Source organism: Bacillus arachidis (assembly GCF_030285945.1).
GTDB classification, from domain to species: domain Bacteria; phylum Bacillota; class Bacilli; order Bacillales; family Bacillaceae_G; genus Bacillus_A; species Bacillus_A arachidis.
The window spans coordinates 4542129-4567964 of sequence record NZ_CP127376.1; the positions used below are offsets into that span (position 1 = coordinate 4542129).

Annotated in this window: 24 protein-coding genes and 2 pseudogenes; 4 read left to right on the plus strand and 22 right to left on the minus strand. The window is 37.7% G+C overall.

The annotated features are described in order from the left end of the window. Nucleotides 1–173: 173 nt before the first annotated feature. From QRY57_RS25180 to QRY57_RS25260, 17 genes are all read right to left on the minus strand, one after another. A complete protein-coding gene (locus QRY57_RS25180) occupies nucleotides 174–875 on the minus strand; it encodes a LutC/YkgG family protein (protein WP_208016514.1) in 702 nt (233 codons plus the stop codon). Next, entirely contained in the window at nucleotides 856–2289 is a 1434-nt protein-coding gene (locus tag QRY57_RS25185; RefSeq protein ID WP_286016397.1) for a LutB/LldF family L-lactate oxidation iron-sulfur protein, read from the minus strand. The genes QRY57_RS25180 and QRY57_RS25185 overlap by 20 nt, the downstream gene beginning before the upstream one ends. Nucleotides 2290–2304: 15 nt before the next feature. Next, a complete protein-coding gene (locus tag QRY57_RS25190) occupies nucleotides 2305–3030 on the minus strand; it encodes a (Fe-S)-binding protein (protein ID WP_286016398.1) in 726 nt (241 codons plus the stop codon). A 213-nt stretch (nucleotides 3031–3243) separates the two neighbouring features. Beyond that, nucleotides 3244–4053, minus strand: a complete 810-nt coding sequence (locus QRY57_RS25195; RefSeq protein ID WP_026594072.1) for a DUF368 domain-containing protein — start codon at nucleotides 4051–4053, stop codon at nucleotides 3244–3246. A 174-nt stretch (nucleotides 4054–4227) separates the two neighbouring features. After that, nucleotides 4228–5181 (minus strand): thioredoxin-disulfide reductase, encoded by a 954-nt coding sequence (trxB, locus tag QRY57_RS25200; protein ID WP_286016399.1) that lies wholly within the window; start codon nucleotides 5179–5181, stop codon nucleotides 4228–4230. Between the two features lie 77 nt (nucleotides 5182–5258). Then, the gene (locus QRY57_RS25205; RefSeq protein WP_286016400.1) at nucleotides 5259–6770 is read right to left on the minus strand and encodes a tetratricopeptide repeat protein; all 1512 of its coding nucleotides are present in this window, start codon (nucleotides 6768–6770) and stop codon (nucleotides 5259–5261) included. A 139-nt stretch (nucleotides 6771–6909) separates the two neighbouring features. Further along, nucleotides 6910–7425, minus strand: a complete 516-nt coding sequence (locus QRY57_RS25210; RefSeq protein WP_090693744.1) for an acyltransferase — start codon at nucleotides 7423–7425, stop codon at nucleotides 6910–6912. Nucleotides 7426–7447: 22 nt separating this feature from the next. After that, the gene (gene ppaX / locus QRY57_RS25215; RefSeq protein ID WP_026594068.1) at nucleotides 7448–8086 is read right to left on the minus strand and encodes a pyrophosphatase PpaX; all 639 of its coding nucleotides are present in this window, start codon (nucleotides 8084–8086) and stop codon (nucleotides 7448–7450) included. Nucleotides 8087–8152: 66 nt separating this feature from the next. After that, entirely contained in the window at nucleotides 8153–8965 is an 813-nt protein-coding gene (gene lgt / locus QRY57_RS25220; protein ID WP_090693748.1) for a prolipoprotein diacylglyceryl transferase, read from the minus strand. Between the two features lie 23 nt (nucleotides 8966–8988). Beyond that, the gene (gene hprK, locus QRY57_RS25225; protein WP_035415741.1) at nucleotides 8989–9918 is read right to left on the minus strand and encodes an HPr(Ser) kinase/phosphatase; all 930 of its coding nucleotides are present in this window, start codon (nucleotides 9916–9918) and stop codon (nucleotides 8989–8991) included. A gap of 162 nt (nucleotides 9919–10080) precedes the next feature. Then, a complete protein-coding gene (locus QRY57_RS25230) occupies nucleotides 10081–10455 on the minus strand; it encodes a phage holin family protein (RefSeq protein ID WP_026594065.1) in 375 nt (124 codons plus the stop codon). A gap of 316 nt (nucleotides 10456–10771) precedes the next feature. Further along, the gene (uvrA, locus tag QRY57_RS25235) at nucleotides 10772–13642 is read right to left on the minus strand and encodes an excinuclease ABC subunit UvrA (RefSeq protein WP_286016401.1); all 2871 of its coding nucleotides are present in this window, start codon (nucleotides 13640–13642) and stop codon (nucleotides 10772–10774) included. A gap of 5 nt (nucleotides 13643–13647) precedes the next feature. Continuing rightward, nucleotides 13648–15624, minus strand: a complete 1977-nt coding sequence (gene uvrB, locus QRY57_RS25240) for an excinuclease ABC subunit B (RefSeq protein WP_286016402.1) — start codon at nucleotides 15622–15624, stop codon at nucleotides 13648–13650. Between the two features lie 261 nt (nucleotides 15625–15885). Next, nucleotides 15886–16227, minus strand: a complete 342-nt coding sequence (locus QRY57_RS25245) for a zinc ribbon domain-containing protein YjdM (RefSeq protein ID WP_286016403.1) — start codon at nucleotides 16225–16227, stop codon at nucleotides 15886–15888. 76 nt (nucleotides 16228–16303) lie between these two features. Continuing rightward, on the minus strand, nucleotides 16304–18058 hold the full coding sequence (locus tag QRY57_RS25250) for a SulP family inorganic anion transporter (RefSeq protein ID WP_286016404.1): 1755 nt from the start codon (nucleotides 18056–18058) through the stop codon (nucleotides 16304–16306). A 127-nt stretch (nucleotides 18059–18185) separates the two neighbouring features. Further along, nucleotides 18186–18626, minus strand: a complete 441-nt coding sequence (locus tag QRY57_RS25255; protein WP_208016520.1) for a DNA mismatch repair protein — start codon at nucleotides 18624–18626, stop codon at nucleotides 18186–18188. Nucleotide 18627: 1 nt separating this feature from the next. Then, nucleotides 18628–18981, minus strand: coding sequence for an ArsR/SmtB family transcription factor (locus QRY57_RS25260; RefSeq protein ID WP_286016405.1), 354 nt, complete (start codon nucleotides 18979–18981; stop codon nucleotides 18628–18630). 178 nt (nucleotides 18982–19159) lie between these two features. On the opposite strand from QRY57_RS25260, the pseudogene QRY57_RS27260 reads away from it, so the two are divergent. Both QRY57_RS27260 and bcaP read left to right on the plus strand, forming a co-directional pair. Further along, nucleotides 19160–19350, plus strand: a pseudogene (locus QRY57_RS27260) (IS3 family transposase); the annotation flags it as partial. 164 nt (nucleotides 19351–19514) lie between these two features. Continuing rightward, nucleotides 19515–20924: a branched-chain amino acid transporter BcaP gene (gene bcaP / locus QRY57_RS25270; protein WP_026594058.1), complete on the plus strand. Its 1410-nt coding sequence runs from the start codon at nucleotides 19515–19517 to the stop codon at nucleotides 20922–20924. A gap of 20 nt (nucleotides 20925–20944) precedes the next feature. Here bcaP and QRY57_RS25275 read toward each other — a convergent pair whose 3' ends face one another. The 3 genes from QRY57_RS25275 to QRY57_RS25285 form a co-directional block, all read right to left on the minus strand. Further along, nucleotides 20945–21556 (minus strand): hypothetical protein, encoded by a 612-nt coding sequence (locus QRY57_RS25275; RefSeq protein WP_286016406.1) that lies wholly within the window; start codon nucleotides 21554–21556, stop codon nucleotides 20945–20947. Continuing rightward, entirely contained in the window at nucleotides 21553–22314 is a 762-nt protein-coding gene (locus QRY57_RS25280) for a MerR family transcriptional regulator (protein WP_286016407.1), read from the minus strand. The genes QRY57_RS25275 and QRY57_RS25280 overlap by 4 nt, the downstream gene beginning before the upstream one ends. 161 nt (nucleotides 22315–22475) lie before the next feature. Continuing rightward, complete coding sequence (locus tag QRY57_RS25285) at nucleotides 22476–23498, minus strand: YeiH family protein (RefSeq protein WP_026594055.1); 1023 nt, start codon at nucleotides 23496–23498, stop codon at nucleotides 22476–22478. A 293-nt stretch (nucleotides 23499–23791) separates the two neighbouring features. On the opposite strand from QRY57_RS25285, the gene QRY57_RS25290 reads away from it, so the two are divergent. Both QRY57_RS25290 and QRY57_RS25295 read left to right on the plus strand, forming a co-directional pair. Next, nucleotides 23792–24685, plus strand: a complete 894-nt coding sequence (locus QRY57_RS25290; RefSeq protein ID WP_208016524.1) for a LysR family transcriptional regulator — start codon at nucleotides 23792–23794, stop codon at nucleotides 24683–24685. A 49-nt stretch (nucleotides 24686–24734) separates the two neighbouring features. After that, a pseudogene (locus QRY57_RS25295) lies at nucleotides 24735–25064 on the plus strand (MerR family transcriptional regulator). Between the two features lie 80 nt (nucleotides 25065–25144). Here the strand turns inward: QRY57_RS25295 and QRY57_RS25300 are convergent. Next, nucleotides 25145–25456: a heavy metal-binding domain-containing protein gene (locus tag QRY57_RS25300; protein WP_000637524.1), complete on the minus strand. Its 312-nt coding sequence runs from the start codon at nucleotides 25454–25456 to the stop codon at nucleotides 25145–25147. 47 nt (nucleotides 25457–25503) lie between these two features. After that, nucleotides 25504–25836 carry a DUF1904 family protein gene (locus QRY57_RS25305; protein WP_026594053.1) on the minus strand — a complete coding sequence of 111 codons (333 nt, stop codon included), beginning with the start codon at nucleotides 25834–25836 and terminating at the stop codon, nucleotides 25504–25506.

Below are 25836 nucleotides of genomic sequence, written 5' to 3' on the forward strand. Positions count from 1 at the left end.
CCCATCATCACTTCATGTAGAGGAAGGGGTCTTCTCGGTTAAAATGATAAAAAACCTCGTAATTTATATATCTCATAAGCAATTATACAGATATTAAGTGCGACTTTTAGCAGCAGAAGTTTCTCTTTTACTCATTATTTAGTAATCCCCCTTAAGAGAGAAAACTTAAATCCTTATTGATCATCCACAATAATATACGCTGTTCTTATTGGCCCATGTACACCTACAACGAGATTCATTTCAATATCTGCACTATTTGACGGACCAGAAACGAAATTCAAACAAGCTGGTAATTTGTCTCCCGCTTTATTTTGATCGTGAATGACTTTTGTAGCTTGGGTTAACCTTGGCACAATCGTACTTTTAGGAACAATTGCAATATACGATTCAGGAAGAAGGCTAACATGCCTTCCTTTTAATCCATCATTAAATAGAACAACAGTTCCTGATTCAGCAAGAGCGATATCACTGAATGTAATGCCAAGGTCAGCAGCTTTCGCAAATTCTATATTCTCTTCTTTATGATCTAAACCCCACTTACGAAAATGTATTGTACCTTCATTGCTTAAAAATTGACCGAGACCATATTCCTTAAACCGTTCATCATTAGAATACATAACAGATTGGATATTCCATTCTGTTAAAAAAGATTGTAATGTTTCAACAAGCCTGTCCTTTGTCGTTCGCTTAACTTGTGTGTGAATTACCTCGCATTGCTCTATTAACTTTAGTACAAGTTCATCTTGTGTGAATCCGTCAAAAACAGTCCACTGCGGAGAAAAAGACCAGTTCGGTTTTTTCACTGCTTCCGGACGTTTTCTGCCAAGCTTTTCTGATAATTGGAGTAAAAATTCCTCACGATTTTGGATGGCCATTATCGTTCTCCTTTACACGTTTTTTAAACCAATCTCTAAACGACTGTTTTTCTGGAACTGGAAAATCTCTCGCATCTGTCCAAGCTTTTAACGGCCCGATTCCACGCTCAATCTTATCCCCTTTCGTAAGAGGCTTTAACGCATACGGAGAGGTCTTTGCAGCAAGGGAAAACAATCTAGAGCTATTCACCGCTTTTTCAAAACCTTTCATAGCTACATTCCAAGCTACAGGTGATTGTTTCGCTTCTTCTACAATGCGGCGGCGATGTTTAATTAATAAATCGTGTAACGGTATTTTCACTGGACACGCTTCTGTGCAAGCACCACAAAGGCTAGATGCATAAGGTAAATCTTTATATTCATCATATCCTCCTAAAAGCGGCGTCAACACTGCTCCAATCGGTCCTGGATAAATGGAGCCATACGCATGTCCTCCGATATGCCGATATACGGGACATACATTAATACATGCCGCACAGCGAATGCACTGAAGGATACTTTGAAATTCTGTTCCTAAAATATTAGAACGACCATTATCAACAATGACTAAATGAAATTCCTCAGGTCCATCCGTCCCACCAGGCTCGGTTAATCCCGTAATATAACTTGTTAACTTTTGTCCTACAGAACTCCGGCATAGAAGAGTTACTAAAACATCAAGTTCTTCCCATGTCGGAACAATACGTTCCATTCCCATAACTGTAATTAACGTTTTCGGAAGCGTTGTGGTAAGTCTTGCATTTCCTTCATTTGCCACGATAGAGATAGACCCAGACTCTGCAACAGCAAAGTTACATCCTGTCACCCCTACATCCGCTGTAAAAAAATCATCACGCAAATAATTCCTTACAAACCTCGCCATTTCTGTAGGATCAGATGTTCCAGTATAATCTAACTTTGTTTTAAATATTTCACAAATGTGTTCTTTATCCTTGTGAAGACACGGAACAACAATATGTGATGGAGGATCGTGGTCGTTCACTTGCAGAATAAATTCGGCAAGGTCCGTTTCTAACACTTCTCCTCCAGCTTCTTCAATCGCTTTATTTAAACTAATCTCTTCCGTTACCATAGATTTTGATTTCACAATTTTTTTCGCATTTTTCTTTTTTACAATCCCTTTTACATATTCCCTTGCGTCTTCTGCAGTCTTCGCAAAATAAACAAAACCACCGTTTTTCTCAATATTTTCACTCAGTTGATATAAATAATAATCAAGGTTTTCTAATGTATGCTTTCGAATTTCTTCTCCTAAAGCTCGCCATTCCTCCCAATTCCCCAGACTCTCAGTAGCTTTTAATTTCTTACCTCTAAGACCATCTTGCGCTTTCCTGACAGCCTTTCTCATGAATTGATCCCCTATACCTGTTTCAGTACGCTTATGAAAGGGATCGTTCCCAATTTTCATTCCCATCTTTATATCCCCCTCTTACTTTCGATCTTCATTTAATACTTGAGCAATATGTTTTACATCAATTGGATAACCATTGCGTGTTAAACGTCCTTTTATATTCATTAAGCAGCTACAATCCATCCCGATTAACAGCTCCGCACCGGTTTCCATAATATGCTTTACTTTTTCATCTACCATTTGTTCAGAGATTTCTGGCATTTTCACTGAGAATGTGCCTCCAAATCCACAGCAATCATAATTATGTGGTAACGAAACAACTTCCAGCCCTTTTACACATTTTAATAATTTTTGCGGTGGTTCCTTAATCCCCATTAATCGGCTCATATGGCAAGATGTATGAACCGTTGCTTTTTTATGAAGCTCCGCACCTAAGTCTTCTTTTCCTAATACTTCAACAAGAAATTGTGTGAATTCATATGTTTTATTTGCAAGTTCAGTAGCTTTTTTCTTCCACTCTGTTTCACTTTCAGAAAATAAGCTAGCAAACTCGTGAACCATCATCGCACAAGAGCCTGATGGCGCTACAACATATTCTGAACCAGCAAAAGCCTCAATCATATGTTTAGCAGCTGTTTTTGTTTCTTTATGATAACCGCTATTATAAGCAGGCTGTCCGCAGCAGGTTTGGTCTTTAGGGAAATCAACTTCACACCCCAAATCTTCAAGAATTTCCACGACATCTTTTCCTACCTCTGGATAAAAAACATCTGCAACACAAGTGATAAATATTGACACTTTCAAATTTGACACCCCCAAATAAAGTAAAGTAGCCTGTCATAAATTGTCCTTTTACAGGCGATTTACTTTCCTACCAAATGTTGAGAGGCAAGATAAAGCAGAAAAGTAAGCTCTAGTAACATTTCACCAAAATAATCACTTTTGTATATTATTGGTAAAAAACATAGAAAATATAAACACAAATAACAAAAAAAGTGATTGAGAGCTATCTCTCAATCACTTTTTCTTACTAAAATACGATACAATTGCAAATCCCAAAATAAACGTAATAATAGAACTTACAATCGACATACCACCGGTCGGAATCCCTGGAAACACTACTGCAATCGATCCGATAACAAGCCCGATAATTGAAGCGAATGTTGCACTTTTAAAATGCGCTATTAAGTAGCTAATTCCTTTACTACTCACAACAAACCCAACCATAACACCTGCACCAATGACTGCAATGAGCGGCAAGTTTAATGTTGTTAACGCATTAATCGCTGTTGGATATACACCGATGATTAATAAAATAAATGATCCACTAATCCCCGGAAGAAGCATAGCCATACTCGCCATCCAACCTGATAAGAATAACCCAATTGTATTTAAAATTGTTAAAGAAGTAATTGGATCTGCTGCTTTATCCGGTTTTAAAAATGCTGTTACAGCTACAAGTACCGCTGAAACAATTAGTATAACAATATGTCCTGTTTTAAATGTTTCCTTTGCATTTGCTTCCTTCATCAACATTGGTAAAATACTTAAAATTAAACCAAGGAAGAAAAACTGCGTTGGTTCATAATGATTTTCCAGTAAATACTTAATCACATGACTTAATGTTAAAAATGCCGCTGCCACACCAGCGCCAAGCGGAATCAAAAAGCCTAAATGCTTTTTCCATTCACGACTAAAGAATCCACTAAGTGCCGCAAGCAACCCTTCATAAATTCCTAATACAACAGCAATTGTTCCGCCGCTTACACCAGGAATTAAATCACTAACTCCCATACAAAAACCACGGTATATATTACGCCATTCCATACTGAATAAACTCCTCATTTCTCATAATCGTTTTTTCCGTAGATTCTAGTATAACAATAACTTTTGGTGTACTTCCATGAGTAATTTAACAAATATTTTACATTTCAAACGAAAAATAAAGCAAGCTACCTTCTATGAAGGTAGCTTGCTTCTCAAAAAAGACTCTTATCCTTATTATTCTGTTACAGTTTTTAATTCCTCTAGCAGTTCTTCTACGTAGTGCTGTGCACTTTGCGCCGCGATACTACCATCGCCAGTTGCTGTTACAATTTGACGAAGCATCTTTTCGCGAACATCACCAGCTGCAAAAATACCAGGAACTTTCGTCTCCATACGTTCATTTGTTTCAATATAACCATTTTCATTTGTAATGCCAAGCTCAGTAAATGGTTTTGATAATGGTAACATGCCGATATAAATGAAAGCACCGTCTGTTTTAAACTCTTGCTCTTTACCAGTGTTCACATTCACAAGTGTTACACTACCTACTTTACCCTTCTCTTCATTGATTTCTTTTACAGTATGATTCCAAATGAAGTCCACTTTCTCATTTTGGAAAGCACGGTCTTGCAGGATTTTCTGTGCACGAAGAGCGTCACGGCGGTGAACGATTGTTACTTTTGATGCGAAGCGTGTTAAATACACACCTTCCTCAACAGCAGAGTCTCCTCCACCAACAACAACAAGCTCTTTCCCTTTAAAGAATGCGCCGTCACATACTGCACAGTATGATACACCGCGGCCGCCAAGTTCTTTTTCACCTGGTACACCGATTTTTTTATACTCCGCACCACTTGCAACGATAATAGCGCGTGTTTTATATTCTTTTTTACCAGCTACAACTGTTTTATATTCTTTACCATCAATGATTTCTTTCACATCACCATATGCATATTCAGCACCAAATTTCTTTGCATGCTCAAACATTTTATTTGATAAATCAGGTCCTAAAATAGATTCATAACCTGGATAGTTTTCTACATCTTCTGTATTTGCCATTTGTCCGCCTGGAATACCACGTTCAAGCATAAGCGTGCTTAAATTCGCACGAGATGTATACACTGCAGCTGTCATCCCAGCTGGTCCAGCACCAATAATAATGACATCATAAATTTTTTCTTCTGACACACTATTCACTCCTATTCATTCCTACCGTGATTTACCCTCATTATACTGTTAGCATCTGTTTTTTCCCAATGATTTGCCTATGCATGAGTACGCTTGACTACCTGCACATATTTTCTCACAGTTGCCACAGATACATTATATATATCTCCAAGTTCGGCCTGTGTCATTTTATTTTTCTGCTGACCGCGCACAATATATTCGATTGCCGCAGACCAACCAAACACATTCGTAAAGACCGTTCCAGATGTATATAAACGTATAAACGTACAAAACCAAAAATGCAAGCATTCTTCGATTAATTCATCTTCTTTATTTGTATAATTATATAAAGCATCCGCAACCCGAATACATTGTTCAAACGGTTGTAACTCGCTCGGAATACTCTTATGGCTATTCATTAAGAAGAAGTATTTTGCCAATTGCGAAACAATCGGCACACGATTTTTCGCCTGCATCACATCAAAGAAAAAACCAATTTTCTCAGGTGTTGTTAATTCATTCATTAAATATAGTGCTAACATTTGTTCTTCCAACGTTTCACTTTGCTGGAAAGATTTCCGTAGCTCTTCAAATAAAACATTCTGTCCCTCATCAGCTAGATTTAAAGCATTCCACGGCTCTTTCCCTTTTTTATCAGGATGTAATTCTACAACAGATTGCCACATCTTTTCCGCTGTCTGTTGATCTTTTATCATATAAGCAGAGTATGCGAACCAATAGTAAAAGCTGACATCTCCTTCATAGCCTTGGCGCTTTAATAACCTTAACCATTTATATGCCGATTCAAAGTGACCAATTGTTGCGAATGTTGTTCCTAGCTTTAATCGATGCTCAAATGATATCGGATATACTGATTCTAGTTGATTTGCTAACGATTCTGCTTGCTTGTGCTCTCCAATTGAATATAGAAAAATAAGCGTATTACATAACGCATGCATATTACCAGGATTTTTCTCTAAAATCATTTCTGTTAACTTTAATGCTTTATCTACATTTCCTAACTGAAAATGAGCAATTGCTAAATTATTATAACCCGACCAAAATTCTGGATAATCTTTCGTAACAATTTCAAGTGTAGCAATCGCTTCTTCTAATTGTCCGTTACGAATGTAACGATTCGCCTCTTCCTGCATAACAATTAGTTCATCTTCATCTTCAAGCTCTTCCGCATCCATTGATTCTTCTTCCATAATCTCAAGTAACTCTAACGTCTCTTCCACAAATTCTTTCTCTGTAGCTATCTCTAAATATTGCTCTGCATACTTCTTTGCTTGCTGAAACAGACCAAGATATGCGTAATTATTTGCTACAAAATAATAACACTGTTCAATATCAGCTTGTGAACGGATAAGTTTCAAGAAAATTTGATTCGATTCTTGATACTCTCCCACCTCAGATAATACAGTTGCTAATTGACATAAAATAAACGGCTCTTTCTCACTTTGTGCCGCTCTACGAAAATATTTAATCGCATCTTGTAATTTATGACCTTGATAAGACCTCATCCCTTTTTTATAAAAGAAATCAGCTAATTGATTAAATGAGATAACTTGTCCGTTCTCCTTAAATATTCTTTGATTTTTCCCCATATATCCTCCAGTTTTTTGTTTTCTTCGCTCATACACTTTTCTATTTATAAGTATAAACGATTCCGTAAAAAACAAAACAGTATATTATAATCAATTATTTCCTTTTTATTCATAAAAAGAGAAGGAAAATGTTACATTTTTAACATTGACCTTCTTCTCTAGCTGCCATTTCTTCCTTCGTATAAATGATACGCATTGGATTTCCACCTACAAAAGCTCCACTTGGTACATCACGATGAACGAGCGTACCTGCTGAAACAATAGCACCGTCACCAATCTTCACACCTGGCAATACAGTTGAATTCGCTCCAATCATCACTTCATTTCCTATGATTACTTCTCCAAGACGATATTCCGTAATTAAATATTCATGAGCTAAAATCGTTGTGTTGTAGCCAATTACTGAATTCGTTCCAACTGTAATCTTTTCCGGAAACATAATATCTGGCATTACCATAAGTGCAAATGATGTTTGCTCTCCGACTTTCATTCGTAAAAATGTGCGATACAACCAATTTTTCATAGATAAAAATGGTGTATATCGTGCAATTTGAATAACAATAAAATTTTTCATTACCTTAAAAAAAGACACTGTTTTATATACATTCCATAATGAATTTGCTCCTGAAACAGGGTAGCGCGTTGTACGTCGCACTTTGCTCTCTCCCCTTATCCACTTACTCAGACAAAATAGATAATAAATCACTCATTTTATCTAATACATAATCCGGCTTATACGATTCTAAGTATTCTCTACCTTTAATCGTCCATGCAACCGCTGCTGTTTTCGTGCCTGCATTTTGTCCGCCTACTATATCATGATGGTTATCTCCAACCATTAAAGTTTCTTCTGGTTTCGCATCCAATAGTTTTAATGCTTTTTGAATAGGTTCTGGATGTGGTTTCACATGCTGTACATCATCAATTGTCACAACAACATCAAAGAACTCATTTAACTTCGAAAGCTTTAAACCCATTTCTACTGTTTGTCTTGCTTTCGTTGTTACAATTCCAATTTTATAATCTTGTTTCTTTAATTCCCGAACTGTTTCATAGACAGTTTCATATTCTTCCACTAATTCGTCATGATGGTCATGATTATACTGACGATAGCACTGAATCATCTCATCCACTTTATCCTCATCCATTGAACTAAACGTCTCATGCAAAGATGGACCGATAAATGGCAATACATCCTCACGCTTATACTGATCTGGATAGTACTTATGTAACGTGTGTAAAAAAGAAGAAATAATAAGTTCATTTGTATTTATTAATGTTCCATCTAAATCAAATAACACTGTATTTATTTTCATATGTTAAAGTCCTTTCACTGGCTGAATATGAAAGAAGCAGCATCTCATATAAGATGCTACTTTTCTCTAGTTTTCTGAATATCTTTTATCAGCTTGCCCCATTTTACGTCTCACAATAATGAAAATGATTGAAATCACAACAAGCCCGATGGACACCACTTGCGCAATGCGAAGCGGTCCTAACATTAAGCTATCCGTACGTAAGCCTTCCACAAAGAAGCGTCCTACCGAATACCAAATTAAGTACGTAAAGAATAATTCACCACGACGTAAATTCGCTTTGCGTAATAACAATAATAGAATTACCCCTGCAAAATTCCATAATGATTCATATAAGAACGTTGGATGATAATATACTCCATCAATATACATTTGATTCACTATAAACTCTGGTAAATGTAAGCTCTCTAAAAACTGTCTTGTTACTTCACCGCCGTGAGCCTCTTGGTTCATAAAGTTCCCCCAGCGTCCAATTGCTTGCCCAAGAAGAATACTTGGTGCTGCAATATCAGCTAGCTTCCAGAATGAAAGACCACGCTTTCTCGCAAAAATAATTCCTGTAATAACCGCTCCAATTAAGCCACCATGAATCGCCAAGCCACCTTGACGGATATTAATAATTTGGCGTGGGTCTTGCATATAATATTCCCACTCAAAAATAACATAGTATGCACGTGCGCAAATAATTGCAATTGGTACTGCAATTAAAACAAGATCAATAAAAGTATCTTTTGGAATACCTAATCGTTCACCCTCGCGCGTAGCTAACCAAAGTCCAAGCAAAACACCTGTCCCAATAATAATCCCATACCAATAGACTGGGAATGGTCCAAGTTGAATCGCTACACGATCTAGCTGTGGTACAGAACCTAACAGCATATGTATGACCTCCCTCTTCCAAATTACTCTTGATTTCCTAGCTCAATCGCACTCATTAGACGCTCTGAAAATTGCTGAGCTGCATTGACTCCCATTCGTTTTAATCTGAAGTTCATCGCTGCTACTTCAATAATAACAGCCAAGTTTCGACCAGGACGAACTGGTAGTGTAATCTTCGTAAGTTCTGTATCTATAATTTTCATTTTCTCTTCATCAAGACCGAGGCGATCATAATTTTTCTTTTGATCCCAAATCTCAAGATTAATTACAAGTGTAATACGCTTATAGTTTCGCACCGCACCTGCACCAAATAGCGTCATGACGTTAATAATACCTAGACCACGAATTTCTAATAAATGCTCAATTAAATCTGGAGAACTTCCTACTAGCGTATCTTCATCTTCTTGACGAATTTCTACGCTATCGTCCGCCACTAAGCGATGACCACGCTTTACAAGCTCAAGTGCTGTTTCACTTTTCCCGACACCACTTTGACCTGTAATTAAAACACCAACTCCGTAAATATCTACTAATACACCGTGAACGGCAGTTGTTGGCGCTAACTTACCTTCTAAATAGTTCGTTAAGCGACTTGATAATCTTGTTGTCGTTTGTGCAGAACGCAAAAGAGGTACGCCAGATTCACGTGACGCTTGCAATAATTCCTCAGGTACATCTTGACTACGAGTTACGATAATACAAGGCGTCTCTTCTGTACAAAGAGCTGTCATTCTTTCTTGCTTCTGTTCGCTTGTTAATGTATCAAAAAACGTAAGCTCTGTTTTTCCAAGAAGCTGCACACGATCTGCTGGATAATATGTAAAGAATCCTGCCATTTCAATTCCAGGTCGCGATAAATCACTTGTATCAATTGGACGATGAATCCCTTCTTCACCACTTACTAATTCCAATTGAAATTGTTCAATTAAATCTTTTGTCCTTACTTTTGGCATATGTAAACCTCCACTCCGCTGCGGGTTCAGTCTCATTTGATGTAAAATTCCATTCTAACCGATATTGTACCATTTTTTTCTGAAAACAAGAAATATGGTTTCTAGTAAATAGAAAAAAACATTTCATGAGCGTCATGAAATGTTTTTCTTTTTGTCATTTTTCTATTTCTTTTCAGCTAATGGCTCGACAATTACTTTATCAATTAGCATATTTAAAATCGAAATACAAATTGCCGCCAGAATTGCTACACCAAATCCTGATATGTTAAAAGCGTCACCTAATAAAGAATCTGTCATCTCTAACGTAATTGCATTAATTACAATTAGGAAGAAGCCAAATGTTAAAACAGTAATCGGTAACGTAATTAAAATTAATAACGGTTTTACAAACACATTTAAAATCGATAAAATAATGCTCGCGATAATCGCGGTTTGTATGTTTTCTATGTAAAATGCGTCTGGTGCAATTCCCTTCAGAAGACCTGATACTACAATTAACACAACGCTATTTACAAGAAGTGATAGAATCCATCTCATTTTCTTACACATCCTTTTGACATATATACTTAATCATACGCTAATGGATTGTAAACGCCAAGTGACCATTTAAAAAACGATACAAAACCTTTCTTTTTTAGTGGGAGAGAGCGTCCGCCCATGCATAGAAGCAGGCCCCATGACATGCGAAGACAGAAGGGGAAACTGAATAGAGGCCACCTTTGGACCTCGGAACCGTGATTTGTATGATAAAAATCGAAATGAGTTTATATAACAACTTATTCCAGTCCTTATACTTGTATACCTATCACGCTAAATCCTCTCCCAAACCAAAGCAAGGAGCCAGCCAATCGGCTTAGCTCCCTACTTCAACCTCTTTCATTTTCTCTTTCATACGAGCTGTATCACGCTGTAGAATTTCTTTTAAATACTTTCCTGTATAGGAACGCTCTTCTTTAACCACTTGTTCCGGTGTACCCGATGCAACGATTTGACCACCTTTGTCTCCACCTTCTGGACCAAGGTCAACAATGTAATCAGCTGTCTTAATTACATCTAAATTATGCTCAATCACAAGCACTGTCTCACCACTTTCAACAAGTCGCTGTAATACTTCTAGAAGGCGTGCAATATCATGTGCATGTAAACCAGTCGTTGGCTCATCTAAAATATATAACGTACGACCTGTAGAACGGCGATGTAATTCAGATGCTAATTTCACACGCTGCGCCTCACCGCCTGATAGCGTAGTAGCCGGCTGTCCTAATTTCATATATCCTAGTCCTACATCTACAAGCGTCTGTAATTTCCTTTTAATTTTCGGGATATTCGCAAAGAACTCTACCCCATCTTCAATTGTCATTCCTAATACTTCAGAAATGTTCTTATCTTTATATTTTACTTCTAACGTTTCGCGGTTATAACGTTTACCGTGACATACTTCACACGGAACATATACATCCGGCAAGAAGTGCATTTCAATTTTTATAATTCCATCACCGCGGCAAGCTTCACAGCGACCACCTTTTACGTTAAAGCTAAAGCGTCCCTTTTGATATCCACGTACTTTTGCTTCATTCGTTTGTGCAAACACATCACGGATATCATCGAACACACCTGTATATGTTGCTGGGTTTGAACGTGGTGTACGCCCAATTGGTGATTGATCAATATCAATAACCTTATCTAAATGCTCAAGACCTTTAATATCCTTATGTGCTCCTGGCTTACTCTTCGCCTTATATAACTTCTGCGCTAAGGATTTATATAAAACTTCATTGACCATCGTACTTTTTCCAGAACCAGATACACCAGTTACTGCAACAAATGTCCCAAGTGGGAATGACATCTTCGCATTTTTTAAGTTATTTTCTTTTGCACCAATAATCTCAACTTTACGTCCGTCCCCTTTACGTCTTTCAAGTGGAACTGGAATAAACTTCTTACCGCTTAAATATTGACCAGTTAATGAATTTTCATCATTCATCACTTCATCTGGTGATCCGGCTGATACAACTTGCCCACCATGAATTCCTGCACCAGGGCCGATATCAATCAAGTAATCTGCTGCCATCATTGTATCTTCATCATGTTCAACAACGATTAGCGTATTTCCTAAGTCGCGCATTTCCTGTAATGTACGAATCAGACGATCATTATCACGCTGATGCAAACCAATGGAAGGTTCATCTAAAATATATAGTACGCCAGTAAGACTTGAACCGATTTGTGTCGCTAAGCGAATACGCTGCGCTTCACCACCTGATAACGTTCCTGCTGCACGGCTTAAAGTTAAATAATCAAGTCCAACATTAACTAAGAAACCTACTCGCTCTTTAATTTCACGTAAAATTAAACGAGCAATTTGTTCTTGCTTCTCAGTCAATTCAATGTTGGAAAAGAAATCATACACTTCCTGAACAGAGTACTTCGTTACATCCGCAATTGTTTTCTCGCCAACAAAAACAGCTAAGCTTTCTGACTTCAAACGGCCCCCCTTACATTTCGGACACGTCTGCTCCGCCATGTACTTCTCCATTTGTTCGCGAATGTAATCAGAACTCGTTTCACGATAACGACGTTCGATATTTGGAATAACACCTTCAAATAAAATCTCACTTTCTTTCACTTGTCCAAAGTCATTCACATAGCGGAAATATACCTTTTCTTCGCCGCTTCCGTATAGTACTTTATCAAACAAATCTTTCGGAATATCTTTAACCGGCATATCCATATCAATTCCGTAATGATTGCACACAGATTGTAGCAATTGTGGATAATACTGCGAGCTTGTCGGTTCCCAAGGAGCAATCGCATGCCCATTTAACGATAAATCCCAGTTTGGAATCACAAGTTCTAAATCTACTTCTAGTTTCGAACCAAGTCCATCACAAGTCGGACAAGCTCCAAACGGGCTATTGAAAGAGAACATACGCGGCTCTAATTCACCGATTGAAAAACCACAATGCGGGCAAGCATGATGCTCACTAAATAAAAGTTCCTCTTCTCCAATCACATCGATTAATACACGACCTCCGCCTAGTTTCAATGCACTTTCAAGAGAATCCGCAAGGCGGCTTGCAACCCCTTCTTTCACAACGATACGGTCAATTACGACTTCAATGGAATGCTTCTTGTTTTTATCTAACGTAATTTCTTCAGACACATCAAGCATTTCTCCATCAACACGAACGCGTACATAACCTTGTTTCTTTATATCTTCTAACACTTTCACATGCGCACCTTTACGGCCTGATACAATCGGTGCTAACACTTGTAATTTCGTGCGTTCTGGATATTCAAGTACACGATCTACCATTTGTTCTACCGTTTGAGATGTAATTTCAATCCCGTGGTTCGGGCAAATTGGCGTCCCAATACGCGCAAATAATAGACGTAAATAATCATAAATCTCCGTCACTGTTCCAACTGTTGAGCGCGGGTTACGGCTCGTCGTTTTTTGATCAATTGAAATCGCTGGAGATAGACCTTCAATTGTATCCACATCCGGTTTATCCATTTGTCCTAAAAACTGGCGCGCATACGCGGATAAAGACTCCACGTATCTGCGCTGCCCTTCGGCGTAAATCGTATCAAATGCTAATGATGATTTCCCTGAACCAGACAAACCTGTCACAACAACGAGCTGATTTCTCGGAATGGTTACATCAATATTTTTTAAGTTATGCGCCCTCGCACCTTTTACAACGATAAAATCTTTGCTCACTATTTTCACCCTTCCGCTTTTAATTCTAGCAGTAAATCTCTCAGCTCAGCTGCACGCTCGAAGTCTAGTGCTTTTGCGGCTTCCTTCATTTCTGCTTCCATCTTCGCAATTGTTTTTTCCCGTTCTTTCTTCGTCATTTTCTTAGCTGGCTCCGCTTCATACACTTCAGTTTCTTCTGCGGCTGTTGTTGCACGAATCACGTCGCGCACTTCTTTTTGAATCGTTTTCGGTGTAATACCATGCTCTTCATTGTAAGCTTCTTGCTTTTGACGACGACGTTTCGTCTCTTCAATCGCAATTCCCATTGATTTCGTTATGCGATCTGCATACATAATTACATGGCCATTTTCATTACGTGCTGCACGACCAATTGTTTGAATTAATGATCGTTCTGAACGTAAGAAACCTTCTTTATCCGCATCTAAAATAGCTACAAGCGATACTTCCGGAAGATCAAGTCCTTCTCGTAATAAGTTAATACCGACAAGCACATCGAATTTACCAAGGCGAAGGTCACGAATAATCTCAATTCGCTCCAGCGTCTTAATTTCAGAATGAAGATAGTTTACTTTAATCCCAACATCTTTTAAGTAATCTGTTAAATCCTCTGACATTTTCTTTGTTAATGTCGTAATTAATACGCGCTCATTTTTCGCAATCCGGTCTTGTATTTCTCCTAGTAAATCATCAATTTGCCCTTCAATTGGCCTTACATCAATTCGCGGATCTAAGAGCCCAGTTGGACGAATAATTTGCTCCACAACTTCCGGTGCATGTTCTAGTTCATATGGACCCGGTGTTGCTGATACGTACACAACTTGATTCGTTTTCTCTTCAAACTCTTCAAACATAAGCGGTCTATTATCCATTGCTGACGGCAAACGGAATCCATGATCAACAAGTACTTGCTTACGCGCTTGGTCTCCGTTATACATCGCTCTTACTTGCGGGACTGTTACGTGTGACTCATCCATCACAATTAGGAAATCTTTAGGGAAATAATCTATTAATGTATATGGCGTTGAACCCGCTGGACGGAGCGTCAAATGACGGGAGTAGTTCTCAATCCCCGAACAAAATCCCATTTCGCGCATCATCTCTAAATCATAACGTGTTCGCTGCTCAATCCGCTGTGCTTCTAACAACTTACCGTTATCATTTAATTCTTTTAAACGTTCTTCTAATTCTTTTTCAATATTTTCAATAGCAACCTTCATTTTTTCTTCACGTGTAACGAAGTGAGACGCCGGGAAGATTGCCACATGTTCACGTTCTGCTAATACTTCACCTGTTAAAGCATTCACTTCACGGATACGATCAATCTCATCACCAAAAAACTCAATACGGATACAATGTTCATCAAGCGATGCAGGGAAAATCTCGACTACATCCCCGCGCACACGAAATGTTCCACGCTGGAAATCAATATCATTGCGGCCGTACTGCACATCAACAAGTTCACGAAGTAATTGATTGCGTTCCTTCTCCATACCAACGCGCAGAGAAACAACAAGCTCACGATATTCTTCCGGAGAACCTAAGCCGTAAATACAAGAAACACTCGCTACAATGATGACATCATCTCGTTCAAATAAAGCTGATGTTGCTGAGTGACGCAATTTATCAATCTCATCATTAATTTGTGCATCTTTCTCAATAAACGTATCGGTTTGTGGTACATACGCTTCCGGTTGATAATAATCGTAATAACTCACAAAATACTCAACAGCATTGTTTGGAAAGAAATCTTTCAGTTCACTGTACAACTGTCCCGCTAGCGTTTTATTATGAGCCATTACAAGTGTTGGCTTCTTCACTTCTTTAATAACATTCGAAATCGTAAATGTTTTTCCCGTTCCTGTCGCTCCAAGCAACACTTGATGTTTCTTACCATTATTAATCCCTGCTACCAGCTGCTTTATCGCCCTCGGCTGATCACCTTGCGGGGAATATTCTGAGACAATCTCAAATTGATGTTCCAAACAAAACCGACCTCCTCGTAAAAAATCTGTATTCCCATTTTACCACGAATGCCCATAAAAAAACCAAGAAAACGAACAGATATTCGGTAAAGTTTTCGACAATCAATATTGAGCAGCACCAACAAACCGCGAATTTTGTATGCTAAGCAAAATTCCACAAAAAAAAAGCCGATTTCCTGTGTACTGTGCGCTAAGGGATAAATCGGCTTTTTGCTATTAATTTGTTTGCAGTGGTCAAAATTTTATTGTATGAAAAATCATTTATACTTTTTTAACAAATTCTGATTTTAATTTCATGGCTCCAAAACCATCAATTTTACAATCAATATCATGATCTCCATCAACTAGACGGATATTCTTCACTTTTGTACCGATTTTCACAACTGAGGAAGTTCCTTTTACTTTCAGGTCTTTAATGACTGTCACAGAATCACCATCGTTTAACACGTTTCCATTGGCATCTTTAACAACTTTTGTATCCTCATTGTTTTCCGCCCCTGACTCTAAATTCCATTCATGAGCACACTCTGGACAAACAAAAAGATTTCTATCTTCATAAGTGTATTCTGAATTACATTTTGGGCAATTTGGTAAATTTGACATATTTTTATTCCCTCCATTTTAAGCTTTTATAAAATCATTAAAAGCGTAGATTAACTAAATTTTTTATAGAATGCATTTAAAAATCCAATGCATTGGTTTTATTATTTATTACATTAGTTTGCTGAGAAAGTTGGGCACATTCATGAAAAGCAAAATGCTTACATCCTGTACATTTTTTCGTATTCAAATGTTCTAGAGCGCGGTTAATCGCTTCTCCTGTGTGATCAAAAAAGTGTTCTTCCCCGATTTCGTTGTACAATCCATTCTTATCTAGAGTTGCTTTTAACTCGGATTGAATTCCTGAGATGAGAAGTACGCCACCTTGTTTTTTAAAATGCTGGATAATATTTCTAAAGTATGCTTCTCCTGTTGTATCGATAAAAGGAACTTTTCCCATACGTAAAATTAAAACTTTTGGCTTATAATGAATAGTCCCTAAAATGTTTTGTTCAAATGTTTGAGCAGCACCAAAAAACAGTGGGCCCTCTATTGTGTAAATACTAATTTGTGGACAATCATGTGCCTTATTTACCACATGTGGTAATAATTTTTCATTCTTTTTTGTATGATCAGGAAGCACTTTAGATATGACAAGCATATTACTCATACGTTTTGTAAACAAAATAACAGCTAAAATAAGGCCGACTTCCACAGCTGTTGTCAAACTAGTAAATACAGTAAGCAAGAATGTTACAAGCAATACAAGAGAATCCCCTGTCTTCATCTTAAGTATGTGAACAAAATGTTTTTGTTCACTCATATTCCAAGCTACTACCATTAAAATAGGAGCCATACTAGCAAGTGGAATATGTGAGGCATATGGCGCTAACAGTAGAAGTGTGGATAACACAAATATCCCATGAATAACACCTGACATCGGAGATACAGCCCCACTTTTAATATTAGTTGCCGTGCGGGCAATCGCCCCTGTTGCTGGAATCCCTCCAAATAATGATGTAACAACATTGGCAACTCCTTGACCAATAAGTTCTTTGTTACTGTTGTGTTTACTATTTGTCATACCATCTGCCACGACAGCAGATAAAAGGGATTCAATACCACCCAACATGGCGATAACAAATGCAGGGCCAATTAACTGTTTTATGCGCTCTAACGTGATTTCTGGTATATCAAACTGAGGAAGTATGTTTGGAATCGTACCATACGCTGTACCAATGGTAGGTACATGACCTGAAAAAAATACAGCAGCAATTATAGTTGAAATAGCAACACCTACTAATGAACCAGGTACTTTGGGCAAAATCTTTGGTGTTATCAATATAACCAAAAGGCAAATCAGAGCAGTTATAATACTATAAAAATTAATGGTATCAATATGGATAAAGATTTCATTTAGGTTTGCTATAAATGCCTCATGCTTTTTTATACCTGTTAAACCTAAAAAACTAGCAATTTGTCCCGTAAAGATACTAACAGCAATACCTGATGTAAAACCAATTGTTACAGGGCGCGGGATAAATTTAATTAAAGATCCTAGTTTAAAAATTCCCATAAGGCATAAGATAATTCCGGCTAATAAACCGGCCAGTAGTAAATTTTCATACCCATAGGTAATTACAATCCCTAAAAGAATTGGAACAAAAGCACCTGTAGGCCCTCCAATTTGATACTTTGAACCACCAAATAACGAAATGAGTATCCCGGCAATACATGTTGTATAGATTCCATACTCCGGCTTAACGCCAGAAGCTATAGCAAAAGACATAGCAAGTGGAATCGCGACGACTCCGACAATCATTCCAGAAAGAAGATCTTTTTGAAAATGTCCTAATGAATATCCTTCAAACCTTCCTGTAAATAACCCTTTCATTACAAAACCTTCTTTTCTATTTTTAATAAATCTTGCTTCTTTTCTCCTGAAAGAATATTTTCTTGTGATAAATTTGTATTACAAATACATTTAAAAGCTCTCTACCCCGTTACAAAAGAGTATCATCCTAATATTGGTTATACGTTTTGCTTAAATGCCGTTCTAATTTGCCTATATCTCCGCCTTCTTGTACGTAGGATTCTAATCTTTCTGCTAAAAGTAATCCATTTCGACTCTCTAGCTTTTTCATATCTATAAACGATGTAATTCTTACTGTATCTGGTGTAATATCCCTACGAAACATTTGTCCTGGAATTTCACTCCAAAAACGATTCCATTCATCTAGTAATCCTATTTGGTCAAACAAAAAGTACTGAATTCCGCATAACCAGGCTGTACAAGCTGTATTTCTTTTTTGACATCCAACTCCATCTTGTAAATGTTGACATGAAAAACAACAAGAGTTTCCACTTTTAATACAAATGCTACAAACGTGATAAGCTCCTATTGAGCGAAATATCTCCATTCCATGTTGAATGATATCTTCTTTCTTAACTTCAATGCTCAACCTAGCCCTCCTTAACGATCGATTCACGCTCTGTTACATCTAGTTCCTCTAACATTGAAATTGTATCGATTAAATGGTTGTTAAAAATCCGCTTTGCAACTACCAGTAAATCCACAATCATAGGATCTCGTAAAGAATATAAAACTCGTTTCCCATCTTTGGTACCAACAACAATATTCTTTGAACGTAGTACGCTTAATTGTTGAGAAACAGCTGAACCCTCCTTATTAAGAATAGCTTGAATTTCATTTACACTTTTTTCACCCTCTGACAATAATTCTAAAATACCTATTCGCAAAGGATGTGCTAAGGCTTTAAAGAAGTCAGCTTTAAATTGTTGCATTTCGTTTCCCATTCAAATACCTCCATTACTTACCCTTAATTTGAAAAAGCACCATATTACATCTTCAAATATTTGAATATGTAATATGCTACTCCTAAAACTTCGAATTTTCAATACAATTTTTGAAAGATTAAACTAGAATCAAAAACGACGGGATTTGAACAGTAGCTCATTCACGCATCCACAAACAAAGCCTTGCGAATCTTTTACTCAGCTAAAAAATGAAATTAAGAGATATATGACATACTACAATCATTATCGATATCAATTGAATATAAAGAAGATGACTTCTGCTGATACAGAACTCACCTTTTTTCAAACTTATCTAAGTTGGTCACTCCGCTCATTTTGGCTTTATACACTCGTTCAACACGAAATTAGCGAGAAAAAACAACCAGAATACAGAAAAGGTAGAATTTTCTAAAAAATAGATGTTTACAAAGTTATTTTTTCACATTAGAATACGAACTACAAGGATTCGACATTATGCGACAAAACGAATTTATTTTTCTGAATTTTTAAACAAAAGGAGATGAGGAAACTATATGAATCTATTTCGAAAAAAATCCATTTCAGCATTATTAGCGCAGTCAGAACAAAAAGGAGCATCTTTAAAGAAGGAGCTCGGCGCATTTGACCTTACTATGCTTGGGGTCGGCGCTATTATCGGAACTGGGATTTTTGTTCTTACCGGCGTTGCCGCAGCAGAACATGCGGGACCAGCACTTATTTTATCGTTTATTTTTTCCGGTTTAGCCTGTGTATTTGCAGCATTATGTTATTCTGAATTTGCATCAACTGTACCAGTATCTGGTAGTGCATACACTTATAGCTATGCGACATTTGGAGAGTTAATCGCTTGGATTTTAGGATGGGATTTAATTTTAGAATACGGATTGGCTTCGTCAGCTGTTGCATCAGGCTGGTCGGGTTATTTCCAAGGGCTATTGAGCGGATTCGGGATTACATTACCTACCGCTTTAACAAGCGCATATAATCCTGAAGCGGGAACATATGTAGATTTACCTGCAATCTGTATCATCTTTCTTATGACATTGTTATTAACAAGAGGAGCCAAAAAATCAGCTCGTTTTAATGCTATCATGGTAGCTATCAAACTCTTTGTTGTTTTACTCTTTATCGGTGTTGGCGCTTTCTATGTAAAACCTGAAAACTGGACGCCATTTATGCCGTTCGGCTTCTCTGGCGTAACAACTGGAGCTGCAACTGTATTCTTTGCTTACATCGGATTTGACGCTGTATCAACAGCTGCTGAAGAAGTCAAAAATCCACAGCGTAACATGCCAATCGGTATTATTGCTTCTTTAACAATCTGTACAATTTTATATATCGTTGTTTCATTAATTCTAACTGGAATTGTGCCTTACGATCAGTTAGGTGTGAAAAACCCTGTTGCATTTGCACTACAATACATTCAACAAGATTGGGTTGCTGGTTTCATTTCTTTAGGAGCCATTACTGGCATTACAACTGTATTACTCGTTATGTTATATGGACAAACACGTTTATTTTACGCAATTAGTCGCGATGGCTTACTACCAAAAGCACTTTCTCGCGTGAACAAAAAAACAAAAACACCCGTTATCAATAGTTGGATCACTGCAACTATGGTTGCTTTCTTCGCTGGTTTCGTTCCTTTAAATAAACTAGCAGAATTAACGAATATCGGTACACTATTCGCATTCATCGTTGTATCGATTGGAGTAATCATCTTACGCAAAAAACAACCAGATCTACCTCGCGCTTTTAAAGTGCCATTCGTACCATGGATCCCTGCTTTAGCCGTTTTATTCTGTGGATATTTAGCATTGCAACTCCCAATAACAACATGGATCGGCTTTGTTATCTGGCTTGTAATCGGGCTTGTTGTCTATTTCAGTTACGGTTATAAAAATAGCACTCTTCGAAATGAACAAAAAGAAGACGTTGCTTAAAAAAGAAGCTGTTGTCCTAATTAGGATGACAGCTTCTTTTCTTCTTTCGGAAAGATAACATATGAAAATGTAATGATCGTATCCGCTAAAAATACAACGCTCCATACTTGACTCACCCGACTTGCCGCCTCATTTAACACAATGCCTTTTTCAAGCCAATCTCCCCACTGTTCAATCGGCACGAACCCATACATAAAGAAAAATACAATGTGAATAATGATAAATAAAAGAAGATGTAAACTCCATTGTCCAATCTCCCGCTTTGTATAAGCCCAGCCTGTTAGCTCTAACGGTTCTTCTATATGCGAAAGTGGTTCATTCCGCCATTTCGCAACAAGTTTCTGCATACGTATATCTAGTTTCTTTAAATCTTTTTTTCCATAAAAGAGTGCATATAGTAGTATCACTACCGTAATGATTTGAAAGTTAGAAAACTTACCTGTTTGATAATAATCAATGGCACCTAGAGCTAAAATAAATACTTCATTAAGCAACAATACAATCCCGATAATGAAACTGGCTTTCTTGAATCGCAATCCGTAACGTAGTAAAAAAAATCCAATAGCTGATACCCAAAATACAATTTCTGCACCGATTAAGAAATACCAACGATATTCTGTAAGTATACTCATTTCCGACGCCCCCTCTCATCATATATACGAAAAGCCTCATCCATATACGCTAGAAGCTCCTCTTCAATTGGATACATATTCATCTTTTGTGAATCTTCTTTTGATTTTCTTACTTCCCACAATTTATCTAGAAATGCCTCATCACCGTTTGCCATCTCTATACATTTCGCCATTAACCTTTTTGTAGCCTCTTGTACTTCATCATGAGATGTATCTTTACCTTCTGTCATAAAGCTACGTAACTGCTTCAATATATCCACCCATTCTCGAACATTCTCATCTTCCTCGCTCATATTTGGCAAATTACGAAGAAGTTTTTGCTCCTCATCTGAAAATATTTGTTTTTGAAACATTTCGCGTATACGAGGAGACTGCTGTGAAAGTTGAATAAGTTCAAACATAATTTTCCAGTTTAATTCTCCTTCAAGTTCCGCTGAATACACAACCGCCTGTAAAATCCGTTCCATCCGAGTGAATTTTTTCTGCTCTTCCTGCACAAACTTAAGCTGCTTTTCTAATGATTCTTTTAAGCTGAATCCACCTGTCACTAACATATTCGTAATCTCTTTCAATGAGAAACCTATTTCTTTTAGAAATAAAATTTGCTGTAAGCGAATAACGTCCGTTTCACTATATAAACGGTGTCCCCCTTCCGTTTTTCCGCTCGGTCTTAGCAAATCAATTTGATCATAATAACGAAGCGTTCTTACTGTAACTCCCGTTTCCTTTGTAAGCTCTTGAATCGAAATCATTTCCATCACCCTTTCCTCTTTCATTGTAAAAGATGACGTAACGTAACTTTCAAGTGTTTTTGTAAAAAAATTCAAAAAAAGCTGTGTACATTCTTCATGTACACAGCTCTTACAGAAATAATATTTTATAAAAAGGAAACATATGAACTATATCTCCTTCTGTTACATTACATAAACCCTAACGCATATACAAGAATATAACCAAGAATCGATAGGCAAACAGATCCTATCAACCCAGCTACAAATGCTTTACTTCCTAATTTACGGAACGTCGTAAATTCTACATTTAAACCAAGCCCCGCCATTGCCATCGCAATAAGCATGTACGCGAGGACAACAATATAACCTGCAACAAACTCCGGTATAATTCCTAACGAATGAACCGCGCTCATTGCTAAAAAACCAAAAATAAACCACGGGATTGGGAGGTCACGCAATGAACTCTTTTGTCCTTTTCCTTCGCTGCGATTAAACCATAAGCCAATTAAGATGGCCACTGGTACCAGCATAGCAACACGTGTTAACTTCACAATTACCGCAATATCAACAGACGTACTTCCGCCTGGCGCAGCCGCGGCGATGACATGCGCAATTTCATGCAACGTCGCCCCAGAAAATACACCATAGCCATAAGGAGATAAGCCCAGAACCGGATACAATATAGTATAAATGAGTGTGAAAATCGTACCTAAAATAGCAATAATAGCCGCACCGACTGCTGTTTCATCATCTTTTGCTTTCACTTGCGGTGCAATTGCCACGACTGCAGCCGCGCCGCAAATCGCTGTCCCGCACGCTGTTAAAATCCCAAGTTTCTTATCGACTTTAAAAACACGTGTTAGCGTATATACAACAACAATTGTAAAGGCAATGACAATCCCCGCAATAACTAGCACCTTTGGCCCCGCCTTTGCAATATCGACTAAATTCAAACGCATCCCTAGTAAAATGATCCCGAACCGAAGTAACTTCTTACTAGCAAAATTCGTTCCTGCTACCGCTTCATAGGGTATGCTAATAGTTGCTCTCCAAATCATACCGAGCAGAATAGCAATAACCAATTGGCCCATAATATTTAAAAATGGAAGCTCTGCTAAAAATTTCGCAGCAATCGCAATTAACAGCGTAATCCCAATCCCTTGTGAAAAACCGAGACGCTTCTTTTTTTGCATAACCAGTGTTTGTTCCACTTTGTACCACTCCAATAATCGTATTGAAACATGCATGTTCGTTATATTTACATTATAGAAGATTTTCAATGATAAGTTTAATACCAATATCCAATCTCAATCATTAAGAAAACTTATGATAAACTAGAAATGCGGAAGCGGCTCGCTCAGAATGTGAGGAGGATGGAACTTCTGACGAAGAGGCGCTTTTTGACTCGCAGGAAGATGCGAATCCACCGACCATTCTTACCGCTATAGCTAGACATAACCAACATACACAGTACAGTCGAATTCAAAGTAAAGGAGCAAACACAATGAATGTTGATATTTTAAAAATATTTGTGACTGTTGTAGAACAAAAGCATTTCTCTCGTGCCGCAGAACTACTTAACCTTTCACAACCTGGCGTCAGCATGCATATTCGTAATTTAGAAAACGAATTTGGTACGACGCTTATTCAGCGTTCCCCAAAACATGTCCAAGTGACAGAAGCTGGTAACATTTTATACATTCACGCAAAGCAAATGTTATCTCTTTATGAAGAGGCAAAACAAGAAATTAACGAACTACATAACGTTGTCACAGGAACGCTGCGCATCGGTGCAAGTTTTACAATCGGTGAATACTTACTTCCAAAAATATTGGCGCGTTACGCCAATGAAAATCCACGCGTGGAAGTACATACATTCATCTCCAATACAGAAGAAGTTCTCCAAAGTATTCGTTCCAATCAAATTGATATAGGCTTAGTAGAGGGACAAGTCGTATACACCGATATCAATGTAGAGACCTTTATGGAAGATGAAATGAAACTTGTTGTTCCGCCTAATCATCCTCTTCTAAATACCAGAATAATAAATGAAGATTCCTTACAAGACCAAGTATGGGTACTTAGAGAAAGTGGATCTGGAACACGCGCCTATAGCGATCGCTTTATCCATCAGCACCATTTAAAAATGAAACGCTTCTTTACATTCAGCAGCATTCAAAGTGTAAAAGAAGCCGTTGCCGCGGGGCTTGGCATCGCAATTCTTTCCGACTGGACTGTGAGAAAAGAATTACAAGCAGGAGAACTTTGTCCAATCGAAGTTCCAAATGAAAAACTCATCCGCCCTTTCTCTATCGTGCGTGGCAAATACTTTATCCCCTCTAAAGCGATTCAAGTCTTCTTAGACCATGTTCAATCATTTGCAAAAAAACAGAGTTGACCTTCACATTAGTGTGAAGGTCAACTCTGTATGAAAAGAGTAAAAAACATTGCGGATTGGAGAATTATCAAAACAAACACATACCAGTGAACATTCACTTAGACATTATGAAGAAAAAGGATGATTACCTTCTAAATGACTTCCGAATAGTTATCGTGACTTTCATCAGAGTGCTATCCAAAAGGTTGAACTCATTCAAACGCATTTACAGTTTGACTTAAATTTAGAAGAGACTACAAGAATGCTACGCTGCTTAGAAATCGAGCCGCAACTGTACGAAACTCCAGAAGGAAGCACTCTAATGTCTTCCCTATATATCGACGAGGCCTTTGCCATTTCCCAAGAAATATCGATGATTCGACATGCTAGGGTGCCTTAAATATATCAGCGTTTCTACAATATAAGACATTTGTAAACACAAAAAAGCCGTGCAATGAGCACGACTTCTTTCTTTATATGCTATATACGGACAGCAGTTCCACTTACTGCAACCATTAGCATCCCTTCACGAACTACTTCATAATCCACGTCAATACCTACAATCGCATTTGCACCTTTTTGCTTCGCAAGAGATTTCATCTCTTCCATCGCAATGTCACGTGCTTCTTTTAGTTTACTTTCGTATGCACCAGAACGGCCACCGACAACGTCACGAACAGAAGCAAATAAGTCGCGGACGATATTTGCACCCATAATTGCTTCACCATTAACAATGTCAATATACTCAATAATTTCTTTCCCTTGAATAGTAGAAGTTGTTGTTACGATCATAATATATCTCCTCCTATGTATATAAGTTTATCAATGCTACATAAGCCTTAACTTGCGCAATGCTTTCCGTTAATATAATACGCTGACTCTGTGAAAACCGTAAACACAACCTCTACTTCAGGAAGTCCAAAACCCATTAAATATGTAGTAATGGCATTGGCAAATCGATTACGAATTTCCTGTCCACGCTCGAACCATTTTACTTCAATAAGAGGGAATGCCTCTATTTCTTCCCCATTGTATACAAATGTAGAACTTGGTAGTTCCAACGTAAAATTATCCGTACCACACTCACAAATCTCTGCGAGCTCTTCTACTAATGGTTTACTTATACTCTTTAATTGCTCAGTAGTAATTCCACGAAATACAATATGCGGCAA

Excerpts from the sequence above, each read along its gene's own strand:
- QRY57_RS25180 (WP_208016514.1), bottom strand. The coding sequence starts at position 875 with ATGGCCATCCAAAATCGTGAGGAATTTTTACTCCAATTATCAGAAAAG.
- QRY57_RS25260 (WP_286016405.1), bottom strand. The coding sequence starts at position 18,981 with ATGGGAAACGAAATGCAACAATTTAAAGCTGACTTCTTTAAAGCCTTA.
- QRY57_RS25300 (WP_000637524.1), bottom strand. The coding sequence starts at position 25,456 with ATGATCGTAACAACAACTTCTACTATTCAAGGGAAAGAAATTATTGAG.
- lgt (WP_090693748.1), bottom strand. The coding sequence starts at position 8,965 with ATGCTGTTAGGTTCTGTACCACAGCTAGATCGTGTAGCGATTCAACTT.
- QRY57_RS25245 (WP_286016403.1), bottom strand. The coding sequence starts at position 16,227 with ATGTCAAATTTACCAAATTGCCCAAAATGTAATTCAGAATACACTTAT.
- ppaX (WP_026594068.1), bottom strand. The coding sequence starts at position 8,086 with ATGAAAATAAATACAGTGTTATTTGATTTAGATGGAACATTAATAAAT.
- QRY57_RS25195 (WP_026594072.1), bottom strand. The coding sequence starts at position 4,053 with ATGGAATGGCGTAATATATACCGTGGTTTTTGTATGGGAGTTAGTGAT.
- QRY57_RS25280 (WP_286016407.1), bottom strand. The coding sequence starts at position 22,314 with ATGGAAATGATTTCGATTCAAGAGCTTACAAAGGAAACGGGAGTTACA.
- QRY57_RS25230 (WP_026594065.1), bottom strand. The coding sequence starts at position 10,455 with ATGAGATGGATTCTATCACTTCTTGTAAATAGCGTTGTGTTAATTGTA.
- QRY57_RS25205 (WP_286016400.1), bottom strand. The coding sequence starts at position 6,770 with ATGGGGAAAAATCAAAGAATATTTAAGGAGAACGGACAAGTTATCTCA.
- QRY57_RS25290 (WP_208016524.1), top strand. The coding sequence starts at position 23,792 with ATGAATGTTGATATTTTAAAAATATTTGTGACTGTTGTAGAACAAAAG.
- hprK (WP_035415741.1), bottom strand. The coding sequence starts at position 9,918 with ATGCCAAAAGTAAGGACAAAAGATTTAATTGAACAATTTCAATTGGAA.
- QRY57_RS25275 (WP_286016406.1), bottom strand. The coding sequence starts at position 21,556 with ATGAGTATACTTACAGAATATCGTTGGTATTTCTTAATCGGTGCAGAA.
- QRY57_RS25250 (WP_286016404.1), bottom strand. The coding sequence starts at position 18,058 with ATGAAAGGGTTATTTACAGGAAGGTTTGAAGGATATTCATTAGGACAT.
- bcaP (WP_026594058.1), top strand. The coding sequence starts at position 19,515 with ATGAATCTATTTCGAAAAAAATCCATTTCAGCATTATTAGCGCAGTCA.
- QRY57_RS25185 (WP_286016397.1), bottom strand. The coding sequence starts at position 2,289 with ATGGGAATGAAAATTGGGAACGATCCCTTTCATAAGCGTACTGAAACA.